The sequence below is a fragment of the Caballeronia eucalypticola genome (genome assembly GCF_047608185.1).
GTDB lineage: Bacteria > Pseudomonadota > Gammaproteobacteria > Burkholderiales > Burkholderiaceae > Caballeronia.
The window spans coordinates 48,930-73,672 of the sequence record NZ_JBLKRU010000018.1; the positions used below are offsets into that span (position 1 = coordinate 48,930).

Sequence of the window (24,743 nt, forward strand, 5' to 3'; positions counted from 1 at the left end):
CCGTCTTGCACGCACGGGAAGCTTTTGCGCCGAGGTCATTCGTGATTCTGCAAGTCTGCCGCCGCACGTTGCGCACGTTGTCACTGCTCCGATCGCGGTCGATTCCGTTCAAGTTCCTGCCGTTCAAGTTCCCCGCATGGGGATCTCTTTTCGTTCGACACACCGCTGCGTGGTCAGTCGGCGCGGCGATGGTCGTCGCACTCAGCGCATGCGGCAAGAAGGAAGCGCCGCCGGTTGCGCTGCGTCCGGTGGTCGCCATGGCTGCCGTCGCCGACACGCACACGGTGCAGTCGTCGCTGCCGGCAACTATCGAATCTCGCTACTCGACGCCGCTCTCGTTTCGCGTGGGCGGGAAGATCATCGAGCGCCGTGTGCGTTTGGGCGATAGCGTGAAAGCCGGTGAGATCGTGGCAAAACTCGATCCCGCCGATAACGCCAAGAACGCCGCGAGCACAGCCGCGCAACTCTCCGCCGCCGAGCACCAGCTCACTTACGCCGAGCAGCAACTCACGCGCGACCGCGCGCAGGCGCAGGAAAACCTGATCGCACGCGCGCAACTCGAACAAACCGAAAATGCCTATGCCGCCGCGCTGGCGCAGCGCAATCAGGCACAGGCACAAGCCGCGTTATCGGCCGATCAGTTGAAATACACCACGCTGATTGCCGACCGCGCCGGCGTCATCACGGCGGAACAGGCTGACACAGGGCAAAACGTATCGGCGGGACAAGCCGTCTATAACCTCGCGTGGAGCGGCGAGATCGACGTGGTGTCGGACGTGCCGGAAACCGCGCTTGGTTCTCTCGTGGTCGGCCAGAAAGCCACCGTGACGCTCCCCGCGCTGGGAGGCAAACAGTTCGCGGCCCGCGTACGCGAAGTGTCGCCGGCCGCCGATCCTCAAAGCCGTACGTATCGCGTCAGGATGACGCTTGAAGCACCCACGCCGGAAGTCCGGCTTGGCATGACCGCAGACGTGGCGTTCGCGCAAGTGGCTGGGTCGAATGCATCGGGCGCATCAGGTGCACCCGGCCAGGCGTTCACCCTGCCCTCCACCGCGCTGTTCCACGCCGGTAAACTACCTGCGGTCTGGATCGTGAAGGCGGATGACTCGCTCGAATTGCGGCGCGTGGACGTGACCCGATACGGCGAGCGCACCGTGACGGTTTCCAACGGCATCGCACCCGGTGACCGGGTGGTATGGCAAGGTGTCCATACCGTTTCTGCCGGCCAGAAAGTTCGCGTGGTTGCGCCCTTGCATCCGGAAGATTTCGCATCATGAGCGACCTCGACCGGGAATCGGAGAAAGCAGCGGCCAATGCCGCCGCGGCAGCGTCGGGCGATTATCGTCACGAAGAAGGCAGCTTTAATCTCTCGGCCTGGGCCCTGCGCCATCAGGCACTGGTTGTCTTCCTGATCGCGATGGCAACCATCTTCGGGGTCCTCGCGTACACCCGACTCGCGCAATCGGAAGACCCGCCGTTCACGTTCCGCGTGATGGTCATCCAGACCTTCTGGCCAGGCGCCACCGCGCAGCAGATGCAGGAACAGGTCACCGACAAGATCGCGAAAAAGCTTCAGGAAACACCCGCTACCGACTTCCTTCGCAGCTATTCGCGCCCCGGCGAATCACTGCTGTTTTTCTCGATGAAAGACGGCGCGCCCGCGAAAGACGTGCCTGAAGAGTGGTATCAGGTGCGCAAGAAAGTCGGGGACATTGCGTACACGCTGCCAAGAGGTGTGCAAGGTCCGTACTTCAACGACGAGTTCGGCGATGTCTTCACGAATATCTACACGCTCGAAGGCGATGGTTTTTCGCCAGTGCAACTTCATGATTACGCCGACTCGCTGCGCACGGTCTTGCTGCGCGTGCCCGGCGTGGCGAAGGTTAATTATTTCGGCGACCAGGACGAGCGCGTCTACGTGGAGATCGCGAACACGCAACTCACGCGGCTAGGCATCTCGCCGCAGCAGATTGCGCAGGCTATCGACGGTCAGAATGCAGTTGCACCCTCCGGTACGCTGAATACGCCGAACGATCGCGTGTTCGTGCGGCCGACCGGCCAGATCACCGACATGGCTGCGCTCGCCAACACGCTGATCCGCGTGAACGGGCGCTCGTTTCGCCTGGGCGACATAGCGACCGTCAAGCGCGGATATCTCGACCCTCCGGCCACGCAAATGCGCGCGGGCGAGAAGCCGGTGCTGGGCATTGGCATTACGATGCAACCCGGTCAGGACGTGGTGCAATTGGGCAAGGCGCTCGACGCGAAGGCCGCCGAGTTGCGCGGTCAACTGCCCGCCGGCCTCGTGCTCAACGAAGTGTCGAGCATGCCGCACGCGGTATCGAAGTCAGTCGATGACTTTCTCGAAGCGGTCGCCGAAGCCGTCATCATCGTGCTGATCGTGAGCCTGGTGTCGCTGGGTGTGCGCACGGGCATGGTGGTCGTGATCTCGATTCCAGTCGTGCTCGCGGTCACGGCCCTCTTCATGTATCTCTTCGATATCGGCCTGCACAAGGTCTCGCTCGGAACGCTGATTCTCGCGCTGGGACTGCTGGTCGACGACGCGATCATCGCCGTCGAAATGATGGCCGTGAAGCTCGAACAGGGCTGGAATCGCTCGCGCGCCGCGGCCTACGCCTATACCAGCACTGCGTTCCCCATGCTCACGGGCACGCTCGTGACGGTAGCCGGTTTCTTGCCGATCGCGCTGGCCAAATCCAGTACCGGCGAATACACGCGCTCGATCTTCGAGGTGTCGGCCATAGCGTTGATCGCGTCGTGGTTCGCGGCCGTCGTGCTGATTCCGCTGCTTGGCTACAAGCTGTTGCCCGAGCGCAAGCGCGAGGCACATCACGCGCACGATCATGAACACGATATCTACAACACCAGGTTCTACACGCGTCTGCGCGGCTGGCTGACGTGGTGTATTGAGCGGCGCTTCGTGGTGCTTGGCGTCACGCTCGTGCTGTTCGTGATCGCGCTCGCTGGCTTTACGCTTATTCCTCAACAATTCTTTCCGAGTTCGGACCGCTCGGAACTGCTCGTCGATGTACGCCTGCAAGAAGGCGCCTCGTTCGAAGCCACGCTACGCGAGACGAAGCGGCTCGAGAAGGTCCTGGAGGGACGGCCCGAGATTGACCACATAGTGAATTTCGTCGGGTCGGGCGCGCCGCGCTTCTATCTGCCGCTCGATCAGCAATTGCAAGTAGCGAACTTCGCGCAGTTCGTGATCACGGCGAAGTCCGTCGAAGATCGCGAGAAGCTCGCGCGCTGGTTGGAACCCGTGTTGCGGGAGAAGTTTTCGTCCATTCGCACGCGCTTGTCGCGGCTCGAAAACGGTCCACCGGTTGGATATCCGGTGCAGTTCCGCGTAAGCGGCGACGATCTGCCGACAGTGCGCGGTATCGCCGAAAAGGTCTTCGCCGAAATGAGCGCCAACAGCGGTACGACTAATGTCCAGTACGACTGGGATGAACCGTCGGAGCGTTCGGTGCGTTTCGATATCGACCAGAAGAAGGCGCGGGAACTCGGTATCAGTTCGCAGGACGTATCGGATTTCCTCGCGATGCAACTGACGGGTTATACCGTCACGCAGTATCGTGAACATGACAAGCTGATCAGCGTCGACTTGCGTGCGCCGAAAAGCGAACGGGTCGATCCGGCGAAACTCGCCACGCTCGCCATGCCCACGCCGAACGGTCCCGTGCCGCTGGGTACGATCGGGCATGTGGTGAACGATCTGGAATACGGCGTGATCTGGGAACGCGACCGCCAGCCGACCATCACCGTGCAGTCGGACGTGAAGGCCGGCGCGCAGGGCATTGACGTGACGCATGCGATCGAGAAGAAACTCGCTACGTTGCGCGCGGGCTTGCCGGTGGGGTATCGGATCGAAGTGGGCGGACCGGTCGAGGAAAGCGAGAAAGGCCAGTCCTCCATCAACGCGCAAATGCCGATCATGGCGATTGTCGTCCTGACGCTGCTGATGATCCAGTTGCAGAGCTTCGCGCGCGTGATGATGGTGGTGCTCACCGCACCGCTCGGCTTGATTGGTGTCGTGATCGCGTTGCTGCTGTTCAACAAGCCGTTCGGGTTTGTCGCCATGCTGGGCGTGATCGCCATGTTCGGGATCATCATGCGCAACTCGGTGATTCTCGTCGACCAGATCGAGCAGGACATTGCCGCGGGGCATGCACGCTTTGACGCTATCGTTGGCGCGACCGTACGGCGTTTCCGCCCGATCACGCTGACGGCGGCCGCTGCGGTGCTCGCATTGATCCCACTGTTGCGCAGCAACTTCTTCGGCCCGATGGCAACTGCGCTGATGGGCGGCATCACGAGCGCGACCGTGCTTACGCTGTTTTACTTGCCGGCGTTGTATGCGGCTTCGTTCAAGGTGCGGCGTAACGAGCGCGCGGGGTTTGAAGACCCGGACACGCCCGATGCCCGCAATGGAGGCCGGTCATGAACCGCCCTGTCCTCACCGCTCTCAGCTTTGCAGCAGCCCTTTCGGCGTGCTCGTTTGGCCCGGATGGAAAACCGCCCGTCATGCCGACGGTGGCCCACTACGGCGCCGACGCGCAGCCAGTGCGCACCGTTACCGCCGAAGGGGTATCGCAGAATTTCGATGCCGGCGCCAAACCGGTTCCCGAGTGGTGGAAGCTATACCGCTCCGAGCCGTTGAATGCGCTAGTCGATGAAGGCTTGCGCAACAGCCCAAGCCTCGCCGCGACGGACAAGACCCTCGCTGCGGCACGCGAGCAACTGCGGGCACAAGTCGGCGAGTCGATGCTGCCAAGTATCGATCTCGGCGGGCAGACGGACCGGGAGCGTGCGATCGGGGTGCCGAACTTCGGTCCGCCCACTGTGCTCTACAACCTCTTTGTCGGCCAGATTCGGGCGCAATACACGTTCGACTTGTTCGGCGCGGCGCGACTCGCTGACCGGGCGCTCGCCGCGCAAGTGGACAGCCAGTCCTGGCAATTCGATGCTGCCCGCCGCGCGCTCGCCGCAAACATTGTCACGGGCGCGATTGGTGCGGCGTCGTTGCGCGCGCAAATCGATACGACCGAACGACTGATCGTCCTCGCCAATGAAGACGCGCGAGAAACGCAGCGCCGCAACGAACTCGGTTCGGCGTCGCACGCGGACGCGCTCAATGCGCAATCGAACGCCGCGTCCCTTGCCGCTTCGCTGCCGGGGCTGCGCGCCCAGTGGCTTGCAAACCGCCATGCGCTCGCCGTGATGCTTGGCCGGACACCGGATCAGACGCCGCCGGATCTCGATCTTGCGTCGCTCACCGTGCCGGGTAATGTGCCGGTGGTCGTGCCATCGGAATTGCTTGCCAGCCGCCCCGATATCCAGGCAGCCGATGCGCTGCTCAAAGCGGCCGCGGCGCAAGTCGGCGTCGCGACGGCGCAGATGTTTCCGAGCCTGACGCTGTCGGCATCGATGGGGAAAGCGGGTTTCAGCTGGCCGGCGGCCTTGTCGGGCGCGGGCGCGATCTGGGGCATAGGCGCGTCGCTGTCGCAACCGCTGTTTCATGGCGGCGCATTGCTCGCCCAGAAGCGCGCCGCGCAAGCGAGTTATGAGGCGGCCGTGGCGCAATACAAGCAGACCGTGCTGACCGCGTTCCGTAACGTGGCAGATTCGCTCGCGGCGCTCGAGCAGGATAACCAGGCACTCAGTTTCGCCGATACCGCCAGCCGCGCTTCAATGAGCGCGTTCACGGATTCGGCGGCGCGCGAGCGGCTGGGGGCAATTCCGCCTTCAGCGTCACGGGCGAGCGAGCGCCAGTATCGCAATGCACGGCTGGATGCTATCCGCTATGAAAGCGCGCGGCTCAGCGATACCGCATTGCTATTCCAGGCAATGGGTTCGCCAACCGGCAGCGCGACGGACCCTGCGCCTGCGGGCAAAGTGACCGAGGCAGCGAAATAGCCCTCGCTCGTGACCGGTGCGTTCTCTCTCTTCCAACGCGTAAAAACTGAAGCGAGCGCTGTATGCAAAGAGCCGTTCCGACGTAAATCGGAACGGCTCTTTGCACTTGATCAGCACAACAGGACAGTAAGCGCGTCATCGGAAGAAGCCTGAGATCAAGGACATCGAAAGTCACGGTTTCAGCGTCGCCGAAAACATCGTAGTGCCATCAAAATTCGCACCTAACCTTCCTTCAACTTAACTTCTTCAATTTCTTCGCCGAAAACTTTCACTATTCAGATAAATCGCGTTATTTCGGATCGGACTTTCCCATAGGCTGCGAGCTTTCGTGTATTTAAGGGAAATGCCATGTCTCGTTCACCGCTTCGCGACCTGTTTCGGCTCGTTCATTCAGGACTGGAAAAAGTCGCACTGGCATGCGCCGCCTTTGGTTTGATGCACGCGACAGCTCGCGCGGGCGAATCCGCTGTTGAAAGCGTGGCCGCGGGTGAGCGATGGAGCAGTCACGCCGCGCCCAATCTCGTAGTGGACGACGCCTGGAGCAACCCCGCCGTACCGAATGTCGCGATCGACGATGCCTGGAGCGCACCGGCTGCCGATCGGTTGAAATCGTCCAGACAAATCCACGCTGCGGTGTCGACATCACAAGTGTTACCAGCGTCTTCATCAGCACAACAGCCACTGGCGGCCGCAGCGATGCGTGCGCCGCTACCAACGGCCATCGAGGAAGCTCCCTCTGTTCTCGTGATGGATCACTCCGACTGGAACGAAACGCCGCGTGGACGTGCTCCCGGTCTGATTGCATCCCATGACGCGTGGCTCAAGCGCATTACGCCCGTAGCCAAACCAACCGAACCAGCTGAACCAGCGAAAGCGCCAGTACACAGCGCGCCCCCAACGTCGGCCGATCCGTGGAGCGCTCCCCCGGCCGGCGGCGTTACATCGGATGATGTTTTGGCACCTGCGCCGGTGGCTTCTTCCGCTGCCGTCGACGCCGGCTCGCACTCGAATTTCGTGGTTACGCCCCACGTCAGGCTTCCACTCATCAGCGAAGCTCGGGACGCTTCATCTTCTGACGCATCGCCAACAGTTTCGGCAACCGGTCGGCCGATGAATCGACGGACCCGTCCGATTGTTCACCACTCCTCGAACGCATCGCGGTCATCGGCGACGCGGCGCGCAAAGGCAACCAAAGCGCCGGTGCGCGCGTGGTGCTGTTCGGGATCGGCGAGCGCGCGGTATCGGTAACTCGCTGCCAGGCTAAACAAGAAATCAACTCGCGATTTCCACCCGATTACGTCCGTCACGCTTGGCCCGATACAAAGCCAAATCGGCGGCTTCAATCAACTGCTTCATGTCTTCACCGGGCTGCGGCACCTGCATGACGCCGCCCACGCTTATCGTGAGCCGATCGCTTGCCGAACCCGTGTGCGGCACGGCAAGCGCCTCCACCGCCATGCGGATCTTTTCGCCGAGCAGGCGCAAGCCGCCAGTCGATGTTGACGGCAACACCACCGCGAATTCCTCGCCGCCGAAACGGGCGGCGAGATCGGCGGGACGGTTCAGGCTCGACTCAATCGCACGCGCGACGAGCTTCAGCACGTCATCGCCTGCTACGTGGCCGTAGGTGTCGTTGTACGACTTGAAGTTATCCACATCGATCATCAGCAAGCCGAGCTGCGACCGTTCGCGCGCTGCGCGTTTCCACTCGGCGGTCACGTAGTCGTCCAGGCAGCGCCGGTTCGATAAACCCGTCAGCCCGTCCGAATTGGTCAGGCGCTGCAGTTCCAGATTGGTCTCAAGCAGCTTTTGCTGCGACATCCGCAATGCGCGATACGCCTCGTCTCGCTGCAGCAAATTCAGATACGAGCGCGAGTGGTATCGAATCCGCGCAATCAGTTCGATCGTGTCCGGCAGCTTCACCAGATAATCGTTGGCGCCCGCGGCAAACGCGGCGCTCTTGATGCGCGGTTCTTCCTTCGTCGACAACACGATGATCGGGATATCACGGGTCGCCTCGTTCTCGCGATATTGACGCACCAGCGTCAGCCCATCGACGCCCGGCATGACCAGATCCTGCAGGATCACGGTCGGCCGCGTGGCCTGTGCAACGCGCAACGCGTCCTCGGGATTGGCGCAGTAATGAAAATCGAGCCGCGGCTGATCCTTCAGCGCCCGGCGCACCGCTTCCGCAACAATGGTCTGGTCGTCGACCAGCAGCACCATGACCGCGCTGTCGGCGGCGCTGGGCGCATCCATTGCATCGGCAAGCAGATCGTGGGCCGAGCGCTCGTCGGTTGCAGTATCGAGGGGAGCCGCCGGGCTTTCCGGACGGGATTCCTGGATGGCCTGCTCGCGCCTTGCGCGCTCCGCCAACGGATCTGCATTTCGATGTTCCCGATGTTCCATAACTGAATCCTGTTCTGAGTCGAGTTCGAGCACGTCATTTGCGCGACGATGTGAACGCCTTTTGCACGGCATTCGCGATGTTCGGGAGGGGCAGGATAGCGACCGCCGCGTTCAGGGCTGCCGCTGCTTTCGGCATGCCGTACACGGCGGATGTCGCTTCGTCCTGCGCGATCGTGTGATAACCCTTGGCACGCATGGCGACGAGGCCCGCCGCGCCATCGCGTCCCATGCCGGTCAGCAGCACGCCGACCGCATTGCCGCTCCAGCGCGCAACGACGCTTTGAAAAAACACATCGATAGATGGGCGGTACGGCGTCGCCAGCGGCTCTTTCGTGTATCCGAGCCTGTTGCCGCCGCCGCAGAAATGCAGGTGGTCGTTGGTCGCCGCGAGCAGCACGCAACCCGGCTCCGGCCGGTCGCCCTCGCGCGCCACGCGCACGGGCAGCGTCGATTGTTCGTTGAGCCAGTCGGCCATGCCGATCGCAAAGGCCTGGTCCACGTGCTGGACAATCACCGTAGCCGGCGCAAAGTCGGCCGGCAGCGCGGCCAGCAGCGTCGCCAGCGCGCTTGGGCCGCCGGCCGACGCGCCGATCGCGAGCAAATCGGTGTCGGAGGTAATACGCGGTGCGGCGGCGATTGGATTCGCGGCGGCTTTCGTGGCCTGCCGGGCGGCAATCTGGTCGATCTTGGCGGTCAGCGCCGCGATCCCGCGCTTTGCATCCGGGCCGGCGAGCACCGGGGTATCGACGGCATCCAGCGCGCCTGCGCCCATCGCCTCGTAGACCCGCCACGCGTTCGCGCCTACATCCACGGTCACGATCAGGATCGCGCACGGCGTTTCGCGCATGATGCGCCGCGTGGCTTCCGTGCCGTCCATATGCGGCATGACGAGATCCATCAGTACGACGTCGGGTTTCTGCGCCAAGCAGTAATCGACTGCCTGCGCGCCGTCACGGGCGACCCAGATCACCTCGAAGTCACGCCGCGTCGCCAGTGCCTGGCGCATGGCGTCCACCGCCAGCGGCATGTCGTTCACGATCCCGATCTTCATCGCTCGCCTCTCTTTTTTAGTGTTCTCACGACTGCGCTTCGCCGATCAGATCCCGCACTGCATCGAGCAAGGTCTGGTCGTGGAAACTGCCTTTCGCCAGATAATAGTCCGCTCCTGCATCCAGCCCCCGCTGGCGGTCTTCCGCGCGATCCTTGTACGACACGATCATCACCGGGGTCTCGCGCAGTTGCGGATCGCGCCGGATCAGCGTCACCAGTTCGATGCCGTCAAGACGCGGCATGTCGATGTCGGTGATCACCAGGTTGAAGCGCTCGCTGCGCACCGCGTTCCAGCCGTCCATGCCGTCGACGGCAACCGTCACGTCGTAACCGCACCCGGCCAGCAGCTTGCGTTCGAGTTCACGCACAGTGAGCGAGTCGTCTACCACCAGCACGCGTTTTCTCGACGCGGCGACCACGCTCGTCATGCCCGAAGAAACACGCCCAAGCTCGCCGTCGACAACCAGCTTTTCGACCGCGCGCAGCCAGTCGTCGAGATCGGCGATCAGCAGCGGATCACCGTTTTCCATCAACGCACCCGCCGCGATATTCGGTATCTTCCCCAGGCGTTTGTCGAGCGGTTGCACGACCAGCATGCGTTCGCCGAGAAAGCGGTCGACGACCACGCCGTAGCACGTCGCGCCCTGACCGATCACGACGACATTGAGCGTGTCGCGGGCGGTTTCGAACGAGCCTGAGCGCAGGATCTGGTGAGCGGTGACAATGCCGAGCCGCCGCCCTTCGAACGCGAAATGCTGATGCCCTTCGAGCTGGTCGATCGATGCCCGCGGCAGCACGAGCGTGCGTGTCACGTGCGCGAGCGGCAGACCGTACGGCTCGCCATCCACTTCGACGATCAGACTGCGAATCACCGACAGCGTTAGCGGCAACTGCATCACAAAACGCGTGCCGCCCAGTGCTTCCTGCGTAACGCGCAAGTTGCCGCGCACCTGGCGCACGACGTCCTGCACGGCATCAAGGCCGACGCCGCGGCCGGAGACATCGGTGACGGTATCGCGCATCGAGAAGCCGGGCAGGAACAGGAACTCCAATAGTTCGGCATCCGCAAGACGTGCAGCCGTGGTCTCGTTGGCAAGGCGTTCCCGGACGATGGCCCGGCGCAGCGCGTCGAGGTCCACGCCGCCGCCGTCGTCGCTGACGCTGATAAAAAGCGACCCGGCGCTATGGCGGGCTTCCAGCGTGATCGTGCCTTCCGGCGGTTTGCCTAGAGCGCGCCGCAACGATGGCGCTTCAATGCCGTGATCGACGGCGTTACGCAACAAATGACCCAGCGGCGCGTCGAGCAGGTCGAGGATGTCGCGATCCACTTCCGTCGCTTCGCCCGCAATCACGAAGCGCACTTGTTTATCGAGCGAGCGCGCGACGTCGCGGACCATGCGCGCAAAACCGCCGGTGGCATCGACGAAAGGCCGCATCCGGCATTCAAGCGCTTCGTCGTAGAGTTGCTGCGAGAGATGCGTCGAACGCCGGTCGTAGTTTTCAAGTTCGGCCAGACGCTCACCGAGCTGGCGATGCGCTTCCGCGTTCAGGCGGCGCACCTCGTCCAGCGCATCGAGGGTGCGTGCGTCGAGCGCTGCCGTTGCAGTCGGGGCCAAGAAGCCAGCCGATGAACCCGTTGCCGAGGCAGCCGCCTCGGTCAGCGATTCGTGCAGCGATTCGTGCAGGAAATCAAGCGCCCGGCTGGCGTCCCGCTGGATCCGCTTCACGCGCAACATGGATTGCGCGAACGGCTTGAGCCAACGCGACTCAACCAGCGATTCACCTGAATGACTCAACAAGCGGTCGAGGGTATCGGCGCGAACGCGCAGCATGCGGGCCGGTTCGCGCACTTCAGTGGAACGGGCCTGATCGGGCGCGGCTTGCTCGACCACCGGCGCGGAGAGTGTCAGTTCATTCGATAGATTAAGGTGAGCGCCAGACTGAGGCACGTCTAAAACCAATGCGGACGTCGCGACCGTAGCGCCGTTCATCCGTGCATTCAAGGCATCGACGAATGCGTCCACGTCGGTTTGCGACAAACTTTCGTCACCGGACCCCTGCCCGATCTTCAAGATCAGGTCGACGCCGCTCAGCAGCACATCGATCATGCCGGCGTCCACGCTGACGCGGCCCTGTTGTGCGCCGACGAAGCAGTCTTCCATCACATGCGCGAGGCTCACGCCGTCCGGCACGCCGACGATCCGCGCCGCGCCCTTCAGCGAGTGCGCCGCCCGCATGCAGGCTTCGAGCGTCACCGGATCGCGCGGGGCGCGTTCCAGCGCGAGCAGGCCATCGCTCAGGATCTGAGCCTGCGCCCGTGCTTCCTCGCGAAACAAGTCGATGAGCGACGGCTGGCGGCGGCTTGACCCCTGTCCCGTTTCAGCGCCGCTCATGTGAAGCTCCGGTTCAAGGTCTCGAAGAGTTTGGCCGCGTCGAGCAGACCGACCGTCACGCCATTCCACGCCGTCACGGCGACCGCGTGGGATGCCGACATGCTGGCGATGGTCGCCGGCACCGCCTGGAAATCTGCGCGCGCAAAACGATGCACGCCGTCGACTGCATCGACGGGAAACACAATCGGATTGCCAAGATCGCCGTGCTCGCCAGCATCTGTGCCCGGCTCGATGACCAGCAAACGCGCAAGATCCCGGGCGTCGGTACCTTGCTGCTCCGGCCTGCGTCCATCCTGACCCACCACAGACGCGATCCCGAACAAGCGCGCCAGCGACGCACATACGAGCAACGTGCCGCGCACATTCACCACGCCGAGCACCGCGCGATGACGCCGGTGCGGCAACGAGTGAATCGGGCGCAACTGAGCGACCTGCTGGAAGATCACGGTGGGCAAAGCCAGCCATTCATCGCCGATGCGAAATACGAGCCACGACGTGGCATCGGCCTCGCGAGCCGCATATTCGGTCAGCGACTGCGCCGTCTGGCGATGCAGGGGAGTGTGTTCGATCGCGGTATCGGCGGAATGCTCGCGGTCCAGCACGCGTGCCGCGGCGGCATTGTGGACAGGACAATTGCGGCAATGAATGTACTCGGCCAGGCGCGGACACGAACCATCGCCGCGAACGCCGATGCGGTTCCAGCAGTCGTCGATCGGAGCATCCATATCTGCGGCGAAACTCAGGTCGCGAGGATCACTCAAGGCGGCCTCCTGATGCACGTTCGGCACGTTCAGCGCGGGCCAGCAACAGCTGCGAGCCCGCGCTATCGCCCTCCAGCCTGAGCACGGCGGCAAGATGCGTCAGCGCCTCGCCATGTCCGGGGTCAAGATAAAGCGCGCGTTTGTAAAACCCCCTCGCCTCGCTTTGCTCACCTTGTGCATCGGCGATCACGCCAAGCAAGTAGTACGCGTCAGCGCTGGCCGGATGCGCCTTGAGATAGGACCGCGCGATATCGGCGGCTTCGAGCAAGGCGCCAGCATCGGCAAGTGCCTGGGCTTGTTTGAGCGTGCCCGGCTTGGCGGCAAAGTGTGCGTGGACCGACATGTCTGGCGCTGCGCGCGGCGCGCCGAATGAAAATGAGCGTGGCGATGCATCGCTCAGGTTCGTAGCCGGCACGCCTCGATGGCTAAACGCAAGCTCCACCGGCGCTTTTGGCGTCGCCGCGCGCGCGGCAAATTCCATTGCCCGCTCTGCAGCGGCAATGGCAGCGAACAATGCGCGTGGCTGAACACCCAAACTTTGTTCGCCCGGACTGCGCGCATTGGTCAGCGTCGGCCGAGCACTCCCGTCTCCCTCTTCCGGCCGTCTGAACGCGAACGCCAGAACCAGTTTCGCCGACGCCATGCCTTCACGCATCATCAGCCCCGTTTCCGCCGGTCCGACAAACAGTGTTCCGCCCAGCGCGAGCAGGCCGTCCAGCACCCGCATGGCCGTGTGCTGCGTCTGCCGGCCAAAGTAGATCAGCACGTTGCGGCAGAAGACAAAATCGAAGGGTTCGAACGTCTGCGGATCGAGCGTCAGCAGATTTGCCTGGCGAAACTGTACTCGCTCCGTCACCTCCGGCAACAGCCGCCATTGGGCACCCGCCTGCGCGAAAAAACGCTCGCGAAATCCGAGCGCACGGCTGCGGAACGCATTGCCGCCATAGTGCGCGTGGCGGGCGATATCGAGCGCGTGGCCGCTGATATCGATGGCATCGATGGAAAAACGCTCGGGCGCAATCCCCGCGTCGAGCATGACCATGGCGGCGGAGTAAGCCTCCTCGCCCGTCGAGCACGGCAGGCTCAGGATTCGCACCGGCTTGAACGGCTGATCGAGCAGCCGCGTCCGCGCCAGCTTGACCAATGCGTTGAACGCCTCGGTATCGCGGAAAAACCACGTCTCCGGAACAACCACTGCTTCTATCAAGGCCTGCAATTGGGCCGGCACGCCGTTCACCACCAGCCAGAACGCTTCGAGATTGGCCCGCAATTCGTCCAGGCCATCGGCACCTGCCGCGCGCCACGCCGCAAACCGGTCCGATACGGCCCGTTCGATCGCATTCTCGCCGATAGACACCGGGTCCAGACCCATGGTCCGTTGTAAAAGCCCGGCGAACTGCACGACTTGCGCGTGCGGGAGCGGCTCGCGACGGCTTTCATGCAGCGCGTGGATCTTGTCCAGCGCGTGCGCCGCGCGACGGGCCTGATCGGAACGCGTGCCGTGCTTCATGCTTCGCTCTGCGTAAAGAGTTGCGCTTGCACGTGCTCCGGCAACAGGTGTTCAATGCGGACCCATTGAACGAGACCTTGAGCGTCGCGTGCGAGCGGCCCGAGATAGCGCGCGTCAGTCGCTTCGATACCAGCAGGGCTGAACGCGGCAACGTCGAGTGTCAGCGTTCGTGTGGCGCGTTCGAGCAAGATGCCGAGGCGCTTATGTTCGACACCTGTCGGGCCTTCATGCGGATAGAACACCAGGGCGAGGCGCGTGGACAAACGTTCGTGCGAACGCCGGCCCAACGCGAGCGCAGCCAGGTCGATGACCGGTACGGGCAACGCTTCATATTCCAGCACACCCGCGACCCAATCCGGCACGCTGGGCATGGTCTTCAGCGGCACAAGCGACAGCATGCGCTCGACTTGCGAACTGTCGATCACATAGCGGTCGTTATCGAGCGTGAACTGGATGAAGAGCATGGTCTCAGTGGCCGATCGAATGGTCGGAAAGTGCGCGGGACATTACGTCGCCACCTTGAAGCGAGATACGCCGGTGCGCAGGCCATTCGCGGTGTGCGTGAGGTCATCGATAGCTTGCGTCGACTGGCGCAGCGACTCGGCCGTCTGCTGCGCGGCTTCGGACAATTGCGCGAGCGCCTGCGTGATCTGGTCGGCGCCCGTCGCCTGGGTCTGCATGCCTTCACTGACCATGACGAACCGCGGCGCGAGCGTCTGCACCTGCTGGATGATCTGCGATAGTTGGCCGCCGACCTGCTGCACGTCCGTCATGCCGCGCCGGACTTCTTCGGAGAATTTGTCCATGCCCATCACGCCCGCCGCGACCGCTGACTGGATCTCCTTCACCATCTGTTCGATATCGAAAGTGGCGACCGCCGTCTGGTCTGCGAGACGGCGGATCTCGGTTGCCACCACCGCAAAACCGCGCCCATATTCACCGGCCTTTTCCGCCTCTATTGCCGCATTCAGCGACAGCAGGTTGGTCTGGTCTGCGACCTTCGTAATGGTGGCCACCACCTGGTTGATGTTGCTCGCGCGTTCGTTGAGGATCGCGAGCTTGCCGTTCACCGATCCCGCGGCTTCCATCACGAGCCGCATGGTGTCTTCCATCCGCGTCAGGCCCACTTGGCCCGTTCCGGCGAGCAGCGCCGACTGCTCGGCCACGCCGGACACTTCGTTCATCGTGCGCACGAGATCGCGCGACGTGGCAAAGATCTCTCGCGACGTGGCGCCGATCTCGGTCGTCGTCGCGGCGGTTTCGCTTGCCGTGGCCTGCTGTTCGCGGGCCGTCGCGGCAATTTCCGCCACCGATGTCGTGACTTGCACCGCCGACTTCTGCGCCTGACCGACCAAGCCGGTCAGTTCGTCGGTCATGCGGTTGAAGCCCGCTCCCAGCGCGCCGAATTCATCCCCGCGTTCCAGTTGCAGGCGCTGCGACAGATCGCCGGTACGCATTGCATCGACGACCTCCACCAGCCGCTGCATCGGCACCGCGATCGCCCTGAGCAACAGGAAGCCGGCCCATGCCGCCACCAGGAAGGTCGCCAGCACGACTACGAGCAACGTGATCTCAGCCTTGCTGACAGAATCGCGAATGCTCTTCGACGAGCGCGTCTGCTGCTCGTTGTTGCGTTCGACAAGCGCCCGCACCACGGTCCGCCCCGTTTCCCAGACCGGCGTGAGCTGGGTGTTGAAGGCGCTGACGGCAGCCGCCTTCGACGCCGGCATATCGGCCAGGATCTGCTCCTGGATCGGCGCATAAAGAGAGCGCTGCTGCTTGAAATCGTTGAAGAGCCGGCGATCGGTTTCATCGAAAACCGTCGACGCGTACTGGTCGATCAGCTTGTCGAGCGAATCGCGGGTTTCGGCAATGCGCTGGGTGTCGCGATGGACCTGGTCAGGCTCGGTATCGATAAATATCAGCCGCTGGGTCACCGTGTAGTTTTCAAACCACGCCGCCCGGATGGTCGTCGCGAGATAGACGCCCGGCGACGAATCTTCTTCCTGGCTGCGCGCATCCCGGTCGATTGCACCGAGAAGGATGTACGAACAGACGGCCATCACCAGCATCAGCGCGAGGATCACGCCGAAGCTCACAAGAATCCGATTTCGAATGGTTAACTGCTTCACGCATGAACCTTTTTCAGTAGGGTTGTGCTTGAGCGCCGGTAAGCGAGCGCACGGCACCCCGGTCGACAAAGGGGTGCGGCGCAATTTTAAGACGGAAAACGAAACGCCTTGCGGATAAATACAGGCTTTTGTCCGACTGTTGCTAGTCGCAGCATTCATGCGGATGGCGACAGTGGCCGAAGTTGTGCACAGAAATTGGGGACGACCCTGTTGACAACCTTCTGACAAACCCCGGAACGCGTTGAACGGAAACGCTTTTCAGGCGCCGCTTCAAAGCTCGCCGGGCATGCGGATTCGAGTGTTTTAGCCACCGAAGTTGTGCACACAAACTGTTGAAGAACCTGTGGACAAGCGTGAGGTTATCTTCTCAAGTCGTTGATAAATAAGCACAGATTTGAATCGATTCGTTTTGAACCATGCGTTGCGTGTCGGTTTGGTGTGTTGCCTGGCCCGGCACCAACCGGCGAGTTATCCCCAGTAATTGTGGGCAGGCTTGTTGATAAGCTCGGGGCTCAACGCTTAAGTCGCTGACGCAGCACGGTTTAATCGACGTGACTCAAAAGCGGTGACTCGTCAGCGCTTTGCGGGTGCTGACGTCTCAGGGAGCACGAAAGGCCGGACGCTTCACATGAGCGACAGGAATTGGGCCAGTGCGACGGATCACCTCTCGAATCCGCTCGAGCAGGTCGTCGGCCTTGTATCGATCGTCGTGGCTGAGGCGCTCGGACACGGTATCGAATGCCTGGTCGATACGCAGCAGGATCGCTTCGGCTTCAGTGCGTTTTAGGCCCAGCCGCTCGCCATATGCAATCAGCTGCCCGGGCACGGGGAAAACCTTCGACTTGTTCAGGTTCAGCGCCATCCGGCCGTCCAGCAACGGATACACGCCCGTGCAGACGACATCGTAGATAGGCGAGAGCCGGCGCGGGCCGGTTGGATCGCTATAGATAATGCCGATGTTCTTCATATGCGCGTCGCCATCGCGTAGAAAACACGAGAGTGCGACGCGCTCGAACAGACGCAGCGATTGCGCACGGAAATCGGCGCCGGTGTAGACCTCCACCGCCCGCCCGATCATCTCGTAGCTGCCGCGATATTTGTCGTTGCCGGTCAGCACGCTCATGTCCTCGAAGCCGAGCGGCGTGCCGTCCGGCGCACGGTCAAAGCGCGCCATGACGAACAGCAGGCCGTCGTTGGAGAGCCAGAAATCCGGCACGTCGAAACCCGCCTCGCGCGCCACCGACATGCACAGGAATTCGTTGCGGGCGATCCCCTCATAGTCGTCGCCCTCGGCCTTCACGATCACCGTGGTCAGCGGCAAGGCCGCGTGTGCGTCGATCGTTGCCACGCTTGCGGGACGCTCCGGAGCGAGCGGCACGACGGTCTTCGGCTGCACGCCCGAAATGCCCGAACCGAGCGCATATTTGCTCACCAGCCGCTCGAACAATTGTCCTGATGGCGACGACAGCAGTTCGTCAAGCCGCTCGCCTTCGCCTTCGGGCACGGTCTGGCCGTGCAGCGCGTAGGTGAGTCTGCCAATCTGGTTTCGTCCGGCGAGGAACAGCAGGAACATGTCGCTGGGCGTGCCGAAACGGGCCAGCCGTTCTTCGATGATGTATCGCAAATAACCTTCCGGGCGATTCATCGCGAACACGTTCATCAGCGCGCCGCTGCTGTAGCTCTTGCGCCGTACAGGCATGGTCAGCGAAACAGCCGCGTCCGGCTCGACTTCGCCATAGTTGAAGACGAACGTGCTCTCCTTCGCCAGCAAACCGGCCATGCCCTGCGGCGTGTGAACGTCGAGACGGCGGATTTTGCCGAAAAGCTGTTCCAGGTCGAACGGCGGCGCGGGCTTAAGCGGCGAGGGCGTGCTCATTCATCCTCCCTGAAGAAGAAGTCGAGGTCTTCGTAGACCACCGTGTCTTTCGGGCGCAGTGTGAAGTCGTAGCCGAGCGCGTTGGCGATCCGGCAAAGCTCATGAAGGCCGACGTTCTGCGCGCCCTCCGCATTGGTGATTGTGCGCCGGGCCACGCCCGCGCGATCAGCCAGCGTCTGCTGACTCATGCGTTGCTCACGACGGAGCGAGCGAAGTTCCGCTGCCACTCGCTCGAAATTGCTGATGGGGTCTGTGTATTTGCGCGTCATGATGCGCAATTGTAGGCTTTTTTTGATTTTTGCGCAGTATGATGCGCATTTTTTCTAACCGATTTTTGTCGATTGATCATGACAAAATGCGCATCATACTGCGCATTTTGTACATATAAGTTAAAAATGCGCGTCAAGACGCGCATTTTTTAGGTGTTGAATAGTTGGACGCCATTGATTCATCGTACGAAACGGGTTACCTCCGTGCCGCCTATCAGCTGCCGCGATAAAGCGCCGCACTGGCCGGCGTCGACACTGCCGGACGGGCCGAGCTTCCCTTTCCACTTTTCGTCGCCTCGTTCGACTTGTCGGACGACGAGGACCCGGCCGCCGGATTTGTCACCCCCGGCTCCATATACCCGGGCGTACCCTTCGCCTTTTGCTTCTGTCCCGGCGGCGGCGCTGACGGCGCAGTACGCATATCGGCAAGCATTTGCGTGCACGGCAGCGGTTTGTTGTTACTCGGTGCGATCAACGGAATCAGCGCGGCAAAGGGGTTCAGCAAACCAAGCCCGACCGCCGCCACGCCGCGTGCCGCCAGCGCGCCGGCACTCACGCCCACATGCGGGTCCTTGAACGTCCCCTTCACGTATAGCGGCGAGCGCAACGAAAACACCCGGAAACCCTTCGTGTGCGGATGAATGTTCAGGTCCATCTCCTCGGTCTTCAGATTGACGGTGCCGTCCATGTTGATCACGGCATCGTCGGTATCGAGGGCAAAGACGCGCGAATCCAGCACGCCATTCGTCGCGACAAAATCCGCCGCCGCACAGTTGATCTTCACGTCGTGCTTGCCGAAGAGCTTTTCATAGACCGCGTTCGCCACGTTCAGCCCTGCCGCTTCCATGTACAGCCGGCTGACCGTGCCGTCGGTGATCAGCGTCTTGATCTCGCCGTTCATGGTCCCGGCGAGTGCGGCCGGCGAGTTACCCGTCGCCGATAACGCCGCGTCTCCGTTCACTTCACCCAGCGCTGATTGCATCGTCTTGACGGTCGGCAGCAACTGCTTGAGCTTCAGATGTCGCGCCGACGTCGAGAAACGGCCCTGGAGCGGCTCCTTGCTGCCATCGAGGTGAATGTTGGACGACAACGTCCCGCCCGCCACGCCGAACGACAGCGGTTCGAACGACAGCACGCCGTCCGTCATCAGCACGTGCGTATAGAGGTTGGTGATCGGCAGCGCCGGGTCCTTGATGATCTTGCGGCCGGTGAACTTCACGTCGGCGTCTATCGCCTTCCATCGATCAGTCTTGAACTCCTCGGTCGGCAGCGCCTTCGACGACGGTTGCTTCTCGGTGTCGCCACGCTTCGCTTTGCTCGCGTTGGAATCGGCGCCGATGATCGGTGCGAGATCGGAGAATTGAAGCAGGTTCGATACAAGCTCGCCCGAGAGCAAGGGCCGCGGCTTGCGTCCCACGAACGTCAGCGAGCCGTTCAGGTCGCTACCGCCCACGCGGCCCGTGAAGTTCTCGTACCTGAAGACATTGCCGTCGGCCTTGAACTGGCCGACGAGCCGCCCTTCGGTCGCATACGGTGGCGTTGCCGGCAGCGTCACGCCGACGATCGGATACAGATGCTCGAGGCTCACGCCCTGCAGCCAAAGCCGCAAGTCGAGTGCGGCGAGGTGAGCCGGGTCCGTCACCGTCCCGACAAATGCAATATGCGTGTCGCCGATACGAATATCGGCCTGCACGGGGAACGGGCGCATGGCGTCCTGCAACGCCAGCACGCCGCCGACCTTGCCGTCGCCTGAAACCGCCACGCTGTTGTATTTGCCCTTCACCGTCCAGCCGATGCCATAAGGCGGCACGGGCGGCTTCGGCCCTTCCTTCGTGGTAATGCTGGTGTTCGCCGAGACGCTCGCCGGATTCGGCGCGCTCGCATTTTCAGCGGCTGCGGCCGATGCCGCGGAGGCAGCCGCTGCTTCAGATGCCGCCGCTTTATCGACTTGCTGGTTCAGCTTGGTCGCGCCGCTCTTGCCAACCACTTGCGCCGACGATTTCTGCGATGCCGCTTCCTGCTGCTTCATCACGTCGCCGATAGGAATCATCTGGCCCAGCGTATTCACAACGACTTGCATGTCCGCTTTCGTGATTTCATCGGCATAGGCAATATTGCCCTGGTTCAGCGCGATGTCATGCAATTGAAGGTTCCAAGTCGACGGTTCAGTCGATTGCTTGAACTTCAGCGTCCAGTTATTGCGGTTGTCTTTCAGGCGTTCCAGATCGACTGAGGGATTCACCAGATTGATCGATGGAATCACAATGTTATGCGCGAGCAGCGACAGGATTTCGACCTGGAAATCGATCTCGTCGAGCGTCGCGAAGAACTTTTGTTTAGTCCAGTCGGGGTTCGCAATCGTGATTTTTTCCGCCGAGAAACGCGGCCACGGAACCCAGCGGCGCCAGCCGGTTTCACCGGGCGGCCGCTGCCAGCCGACCTTCAGGTCGCCTGTAATCTGGAACTGCCGGCCGATGGCCTGCGAGACTTTATCGTCGACCCAGGGACGGGCCCGGTTCCAGTCAAAGGTTAAGAAAACGATCACCATCACAGCGATCAGAACGATCAGAATGCCAATGATCCAGGCGACTGTTTTTCCGATTTTCCGGCCAAGCGCCATAGTGGCTCCCTCTATTTTTCTTGAAACATCGGGCAGCACGTCCCGTGCCCGGCGATGATATCGACTGGTTTTACATACCGGTCAGCCCCCGCACGTACGCCGTCCCCGATGCGCATACAGCCATATCCGGACTCAAGTGCAACCCACCCGGGATCGCTTGGGCATCGCTGATTTATGATTGCGCTCCGAGACCATTCCCGAGCCTGTCTTCGCCATGTCCACGCCAGCCGACACGCCCCTGATCCGCGCCACAGCGCTCACCCGCCGCGATCCCGTGCGCGGCATAGTCTTGCTGCATCCCACGTCGTTTGCCTTGTCAGGCGGTCAGCGTGCAGTTGTCACCGGCCCGTCGGGGTCGGGCAAGAGCGTGTTCCTGCGTGCGCTTGCCTTGCTCGATCGTGCCGATGACGGCGTGATCCAGTGGCGCGACAAAACCATCACGCGCGCCCGTATTCCCGCGTACCGGCGGCGAATTGCTTATATCGCGCAACGCCCGGCCATGCTCGATGGCAGCGTGGAAGACAACCTGCGTTACCCGTTTTCGCTGAAGGTGTACCAGGACGTACGCTTCGATCGCGAGCGCGTGCTCAGCCTGGCCCGGCGCGCCGGCCGCGAAGCCGATTTCCTCGATAAACGCGCAAGCGAGCTATCGGGCGGCGAAGCGCAGATTGCCGCGTTGATCCGCGTACTGCAAGTGGAGCCCGACGTGCTGCTCCTCGATGAACCGACGGCATCGCTCGACCCCGCTTCCGCGCTCGAAATAGAAGCGCTCGTCGGCGCCTGGTTCGACGAACACCCGGGCGAACGCGCCAGCATTTGGGTGTCGCACGATCCGGCGCAGGCGCAGCGTGTTGGCGAGCGCCAGCTCGTGATGACCGCGGGAACCTTGTCATGAGCGGCTATCAGAACCTGAGTCTGCTCGATATCGGGATCGCGGCGGCGCTAATCCTGGTCAACGGGTTGCTATCGATCGCGCTGAAGCTCGACCTGGAGCGCAAGCTGATGTGGGCGGCGGTCCGCACGGTCGTGCAACTGCTTGCCATTGGGTACGTGCTCGGCTGGGTCTTCCAGTTTTCACGCTGGTACGTCGTCTTGCCGCTCATGGCGCTGATGACGCTGATCGCGGGGCTGTCGGCATCGAATCGCGGAAGGCGCACGTACGTCGGGCAGCGCGTCGATAGCGTCGTGTCGATCTGGGTCAGTTCGTGGCTGGTGGCCGCGGTGGGATTGTTCGTCGTGATCCGGATTCATCCGTGGTACGAGCCGCAATACGCCATACCGATCCTAGGCATGATCCTCGGCAACACGCTGACGGGGGTATCGCTTGGTATCGAACGGATGACGGAGGAACTGACGGCGGGACGCGGCACGGTGGAGATGTCGCTCGCGCTCGGCGCCACGCGATGGGAAGCGGCTCAGGGACCCGCGCGACAAGCCGTGCGGGCGGGCATGATCCCGACGCTGAACCAGATGACCGTAGTCGGCCTCGTGAGCCTGCCGGGCATGATGACGGGCCAGGTACTGGCGGGGCAATCGCCGCTGCAGGCGGTCCGCTATCAGATCGTCATCATGTTTTTTATCGCGGCTTCATCGGCTCTGGGAACGGTGGGCGCGGTGTTGCTGACCTACCGGCGGCTGTTCTCGCCGGAACACCGCTTCATGGCGTCGAAGCTCGTGGAACGGGACAAGCCGAAGCGCGGATAAATGAAGCGTGCAAAGCGACGGCTTGGAAAACCCCATGCACTAAGCACCGCTCGGCCGCTGCGCCAACGCATGAATCAGCGACTCCAGCCGCGCGAAGTCGACCGGCTTGGTCAGGTGATCCAAAAACCCGGCATCGCGGCATCGACGGATATCTTCGTCCATGCCGTATCCCGTGATGGCAACCGACGGTTTGCCGGGTTGCAAGTCAGTCCACGCGCGCGCGACTTCGAGCCCGCTACCATCGGGCAGTCCGATATCGCTGACCAGCAGATCGAACGTTTCACCCCGCGCCAAAGCCAGCGCTTCCGCGACCGTGGTGGCAACGCCGACCTGATGTCCGAGCAACTCCAGCACCTGCGCCATGGCGGACGAGGTGTATTCGTTGTCCTCGACGAGCAGCACCTTCAGCGACCGCACGATTTCATCGGGGTCCCGCATCGCGCGAGGCGACGTTTCATCTTCCGTCCCCGCCTTGACGAGCGGCAGCGTCAGCGTGAACCGCGCGCCCCTGTCACGCCCATCGCTCTGCGCCGTGAGCGTTCCGCCATGCTTCAACGCAAGCGTACTGGCGATAGCCAGGCCCAGCCCCAATCCGCCGAACGCCCGCGTGATGGAATCGTCGGCTTGTTCGAAGGCCGAGAAGATCCGCGGCAACGCTTCGGCGCTAATCCCGATGCCGCTATCGGTGACTGAAATCGCGACAGTCGATACATTGGGATTCCACATCCGCACCGCAATACGGCCGCCCGCCGGCGTGAACTTTACCGCGTTTTTCATCAGGTTCCACACGATCTGCTGCAAGCGCGCGGCATCGCCGAAAACCAAGGTAGAAGTAGCGCCCAAGATCGTTTCCAGCGTCAGGCCCTTGCCGCGCAGATCCGACTCCGACATATCGAGCGCGCTCGACATCAGCGTCTCCAGCACCACGTTCGCAAAGTTCAGCGACAGCTTGCCGCGCGCGATGCTGGTCAGGTCGAGCAGATCGTCGATCAGGCGCGCTTCGAGCTCCACATTGCGGCGGATCAGTTCGAGCGTAGCCCGGGCATCGGCGGGCAACGCGTGGCGTATCTCCAGCAAACGCACGGCAGCAACGATTGGCGTCAATGGCGTGCGCAGTTCATGCGACAACACCGCCAGGAAGTGATCCTTCGCCCGATTCGCGGTCTCTGCCTGTTCCTTCGCGACGCGCAACGCATCGGCGGCCATGTGCTCTTCGGTGACGTCGCGGATGATCTTCGAGTAGCCGATCAGCTCGCCGTTATCGGCACGAATCGCTGTTGTCACACCCGACGCAAAAAACGAGCGCCCGTCCCGGCGCCAGAGCCAGCGGTCGTCGCTCGCGCTGCCATCGACTTGCGCCGTTTCCAGTTCCTGCGCAAACACATGGGTGTCACGATCTTCCTGACCGTAGAACACTTCGGCCGACCGTCCGACCACATCCTGCGCCGCGAACCCGAGAATTCTCTCCGATGCCGCGTTCCAGGTCCGGATCCGCCCTTCCTGGTCGAGCGTGATGACGGCGTAATCCTTCAGCGCATCCACCAGCAAGCGAAAGTGCGTTTCGGTCTCCCGCAGCGCGCGCTCAACCGCAATCCGCTGCTGGCGCTCGGTGCTTTCCGTCAAGGCGCGCCGCACGACGGCAGGCAGCCGTTGCAGGCGCTGCTTCAGCACATAGTCGGTGGCGCCGCGCTTGAGCATGTCGACGGCATGCTCTTCGCCGAGCACACCCGAGACGAAGATAAACGGCGTATGCGGCACGCGTTCGCGGGCGATCGCCAACGCTTCGACGCCGGAGAACACCGGCATCACGAAGTCCGCGAGGATGACATCGAAGTCGGACGCCTCGAGCGCCGCTATGAAACCCTGCTCCGTATAGACGATTTGCACGTCGACCTTATAGTCGGCTCGTTCAAGCTGCGTCAGGGTCAGTTCCGCGTCGAGCGCGTTGTCTTCTACGAGAAGCAGATGCAAAGGCTGCATGGTCAGGGCACTCAGGCGAGCCGGCACACGCGATACTGCCGGGCAGGTCGCATCGGGCAAAACAACGAAGGGACCAGCGGGACCCGGCGGCTACGCCAG

The 24,743-nt window shown here is 62.5% G+C and carries 17 protein-coding genes; 5 read left to right on the plus strand and 12 right to left on the minus strand.

Annotated elements, in window-relative coordinates; genetic code table 11:
- The first annotated feature begins 188 nt into the window (after positions 1-188).
- From ACMX25_RS21070 to ACMX25_RS21080, 3 genes are read left to right on the plus strand one after another with little or no spacing between them, the layout of a single operon-like run.
- On the plus strand, positions 189-1,277 hold the full coding sequence (locus ACMX25_RS21070; RefSeq protein WP_414952092.1) for an efflux RND transporter periplasmic adaptor subunit: 1,089 nt from the start codon (positions 189-191) through the stop codon (positions 1,275-1,277).
- The gene (locus ACMX25_RS21075) at positions 1,274-4,468 is read left to right on the plus strand and encodes an efflux RND transporter permease subunit (protein WP_414952014.1); all 3,195 of its coding nucleotides are present in this window, start codon (positions 1,274-1,276) and stop codon (positions 4,466-4,468) included. Before ACMX25_RS21070 ends, ACMX25_RS21075 begins: the two co-directional genes overlap by 4 nt.
- On the plus strand, positions 4,465-5,940 hold the full coding sequence (locus ACMX25_RS21080; RefSeq protein ID WP_414952015.1) for an efflux transporter outer membrane subunit: 1,476 nt from the start codon (positions 4,465-4,467) through the stop codon (positions 5,938-5,940). The genes ACMX25_RS21075 and ACMX25_RS21080 overlap by 4 nt, the downstream gene beginning before the upstream one ends.
- A gap of 1,136 nt (positions 5,941-7,076) precedes the next feature.
- On the opposite strand, the gene ACMX25_RS21085 is transcribed toward ACMX25_RS21080, so the two are convergent.
- The 11 genes from ACMX25_RS21085 to ACMX25_RS21135 form a co-directional block, all read right to left on the minus strand.
- The gene (locus tag ACMX25_RS21085) at positions 7,077-7,208 is read right to left on the minus strand and encodes a hypothetical protein (protein ID WP_414952016.1); all 132 of its coding nucleotides are present in this window, start codon (positions 7,206-7,208) and stop codon (positions 7,077-7,079) included.
- Between the two features lie 4 nt (positions 7,209-7,212).
- A complete protein-coding gene (locus ACMX25_RS21090) occupies positions 7,213-8,349 on the minus strand; it encodes a diguanylate cyclase (protein WP_414952017.1) in 1,137 nt (378 codons plus the stop codon).
- Positions 8,350-8,383: 34 nt separating this feature from the next.
- Positions 8,384-9,400 (minus strand): chemotaxis response regulator protein-glutamate methylesterase, encoded by a 1,017-nt coding sequence (cheB, locus tag ACMX25_RS21095; RefSeq protein ID WP_414952018.1) that lies wholly within the window; start codon positions 9,398-9,400, stop codon positions 8,384-8,386.
- A 25-nt stretch (positions 9,401-9,425) separates the two neighbouring features.
- Positions 9,426-11,792 carry a hybrid sensor histidine kinase/response regulator gene (locus ACMX25_RS21100; protein ID WP_414952019.1) on the minus strand — a complete coding sequence of 789 codons (2,367 nt, stop codon included), beginning with the start codon at positions 11,790-11,792 and terminating at the stop codon, positions 9,426-9,428.
- The gene (locus ACMX25_RS21105; RefSeq protein WP_414952020.1) at positions 11,789-12,553 is read right to left on the minus strand and encodes a chemotaxis protein CheW; all 765 of its coding nucleotides are present in this window, start codon (positions 12,551-12,553) and stop codon (positions 11,789-11,791) included. Before ACMX25_RS21105 ends, ACMX25_RS21100 begins: the two co-directional genes overlap by 4 nt.
- Complete coding sequence (locus tag ACMX25_RS21110; RefSeq protein WP_414952021.1) at positions 12,546-14,063, minus strand: CheR family methyltransferase; 1,518 nt, start codon at positions 14,061-14,063, stop codon at positions 12,546-12,548. Before ACMX25_RS21110 ends, ACMX25_RS21105 begins: the two co-directional genes overlap by 8 nt.
- On the minus strand, positions 14,060-14,527 hold the full coding sequence (locus ACMX25_RS21115) for a chemotaxis protein CheW (RefSeq protein WP_414952022.1): 468 nt from the start codon (positions 14,525-14,527) through the stop codon (positions 14,060-14,062). The genes ACMX25_RS21110 and ACMX25_RS21115 overlap by 4 nt, the downstream gene beginning before the upstream one ends.
- 42 nt (positions 14,528-14,569) lie before the next feature.
- Positions 14,570-16,195, minus strand: coding sequence for a methyl-accepting chemotaxis protein (locus ACMX25_RS21120; RefSeq protein ID WP_414952023.1), 1,626 nt, complete (start codon positions 16,193-16,195; stop codon positions 14,570-14,572).
- 598 nt (positions 16,196-16,793) lie between these two features.
- Positions 16,794-18,071, minus strand: a complete 1,278-nt coding sequence (locus ACMX25_RS21125; protein WP_414952024.1) for a type II toxin-antitoxin system HipA family toxin — start codon at positions 18,069-18,071, stop codon at positions 16,794-16,796.
- Positions 18,068-18,340: a helix-turn-helix domain-containing protein gene (locus ACMX25_RS21130; protein ID WP_414952025.1), complete on the minus strand. Its 273-nt coding sequence runs from the start codon at positions 18,338-18,340 to the stop codon at positions 18,068-18,070. The genes ACMX25_RS21125 and ACMX25_RS21130 overlap by 4 nt, the downstream gene beginning before the upstream one ends.
- Before the next feature lie 214 nt (positions 18,341-18,554).
- The gene (locus ACMX25_RS21135) at positions 18,555-20,960 is read right to left on the minus strand and encodes an AsmA family protein (RefSeq protein ID WP_414952026.1); all 2,406 of its coding nucleotides are present in this window, start codon (positions 20,958-20,960) and stop codon (positions 18,555-18,557) included.
- A 214-nt stretch (positions 20,961-21,174) separates the two neighbouring features.
- Between ACMX25_RS21135 and ACMX25_RS21140 the strand changes: the two genes are divergently transcribed.
- Positions 21,175-21,855, plus strand: coding sequence for an ABC transporter ATP-binding protein (locus tag ACMX25_RS21140; RefSeq protein WP_414952027.1), 681 nt, complete (start codon positions 21,175-21,177; stop codon positions 21,853-21,855).
- Positions 21,852-22,664 carry an ABC transporter permease gene (locus tag ACMX25_RS21145; RefSeq protein ID WP_414952028.1) on the plus strand — a complete coding sequence of 271 codons (813 nt, stop codon included), beginning with the start codon at positions 21,852-21,854 and terminating at the stop codon, positions 22,662-22,664. The genes ACMX25_RS21140 and ACMX25_RS21145 overlap by 4 nt, the downstream gene beginning before the upstream one ends.
- Before the next feature lie 39 nt (positions 22,665-22,703).
- Here the strand turns inward: ACMX25_RS21145 and ACMX25_RS21150 are convergent, their stop codons facing one another.
- On the minus strand, positions 22,704-24,644 hold the full coding sequence (locus ACMX25_RS21150) for a hybrid sensor histidine kinase/response regulator (RefSeq protein WP_414952029.1): 1,941 nt from the start codon (positions 24,642-24,644) through the stop codon (positions 22,704-22,706).
- Between the last annotated feature and the right edge of the window lie 99 nt (positions 24,645-24,743).

What these genes read in the sequence shown, in the direction of transcription:
- ACMX25_RS21070 (WP_414952092.1), top strand. Translation starts at nt 189, where the DNA reads ATGGTCGTCGCACTCAGCGCATGCGGCAAGAAGGAAGCGCCGCCGGTT.
- ACMX25_RS21075 (WP_414952014.1), top strand. Translation starts at nt 1,274, where the DNA reads ATGAGCGACCTCGACCGGGAATCGGAGAAAGCAGCGGCCAATGCCGCC.
- ACMX25_RS21080 (WP_414952015.1), top strand. Translation starts at nt 4,465, where the DNA reads ATGAACCGCCCTGTCCTCACCGCTCTCAGCTTTGCAGCAGCCCTTTCG.
- ACMX25_RS21090 (WP_414952017.1), bottom strand. Translation starts at nt 8,349, where the DNA reads ATGGAACATCGGGAACATCGAAATGCAGATCCGTTGGCGGAGCGCGCA.
- cheB (WP_414952018.1), bottom strand. Translation starts at nt 9,400, where the DNA reads ATGAAGATCGGGATCGTGAACGACATGCCGCTGGCGGTGGACGCCATG.
- ACMX25_RS21100 (WP_414952019.1), bottom strand. Translation starts at nt 11,792, where the DNA reads ATGAGCGGCGCTGAAACGGGACAGGGGTCAAGCCGCCGCCAGCCGTCG.
- ACMX25_RS21110 (WP_414952021.1), bottom strand. Translation starts at nt 14,063, where the DNA reads ATGAAGCACGGCACGCGTTCCGATCAGGCCCGTCGCGCGGCGCACGCG.
- ACMX25_RS21115 (WP_414952022.1), bottom strand. Translation starts at nt 14,527, where the DNA reads ATGCTCTTCATCCAGTTCACGCTCGATAACGACCGCTATGTGATCGAC.
- ACMX25_RS21125 (WP_414952024.1), bottom strand. Translation starts at nt 18,071, where the DNA reads ATGAGCACGCCCTCGCCGCTTAAGCCCGCGCCGCCGTTCGACCTGGAA.
- ACMX25_RS21130 (WP_414952025.1), bottom strand. Translation starts at nt 18,340, where the DNA reads ATGACGCGCAAATACACAGACCCCATCAGCAATTTCGAGCGAGTGGCA.
- ACMX25_RS21135 (WP_414952026.1), bottom strand. Translation starts at nt 20,960, where the DNA reads ATGGCGCTTGGCCGGAAAATCGGAAAAACAGTCGCCTGGATCATTGGC.
- ACMX25_RS21140 (WP_414952027.1), top strand. Translation starts at nt 21,175, where the DNA reads ATGTCCACGCCAGCCGACACGCCCCTGATCCGCGCCACAGCGCTCACC.
- ACMX25_RS21145 (WP_414952028.1), top strand. Translation starts at nt 21,852, where the DNA reads ATGAGCGGCTATCAGAACCTGAGTCTGCTCGATATCGGGATCGCGGCG.
- ACMX25_RS21150 (WP_414952029.1), bottom strand. Translation starts at nt 24,644, where the DNA reads ATGCAGCCTTTGCATCTGCTTCTCGTAGAAGACAACGCGCTCGACGCG.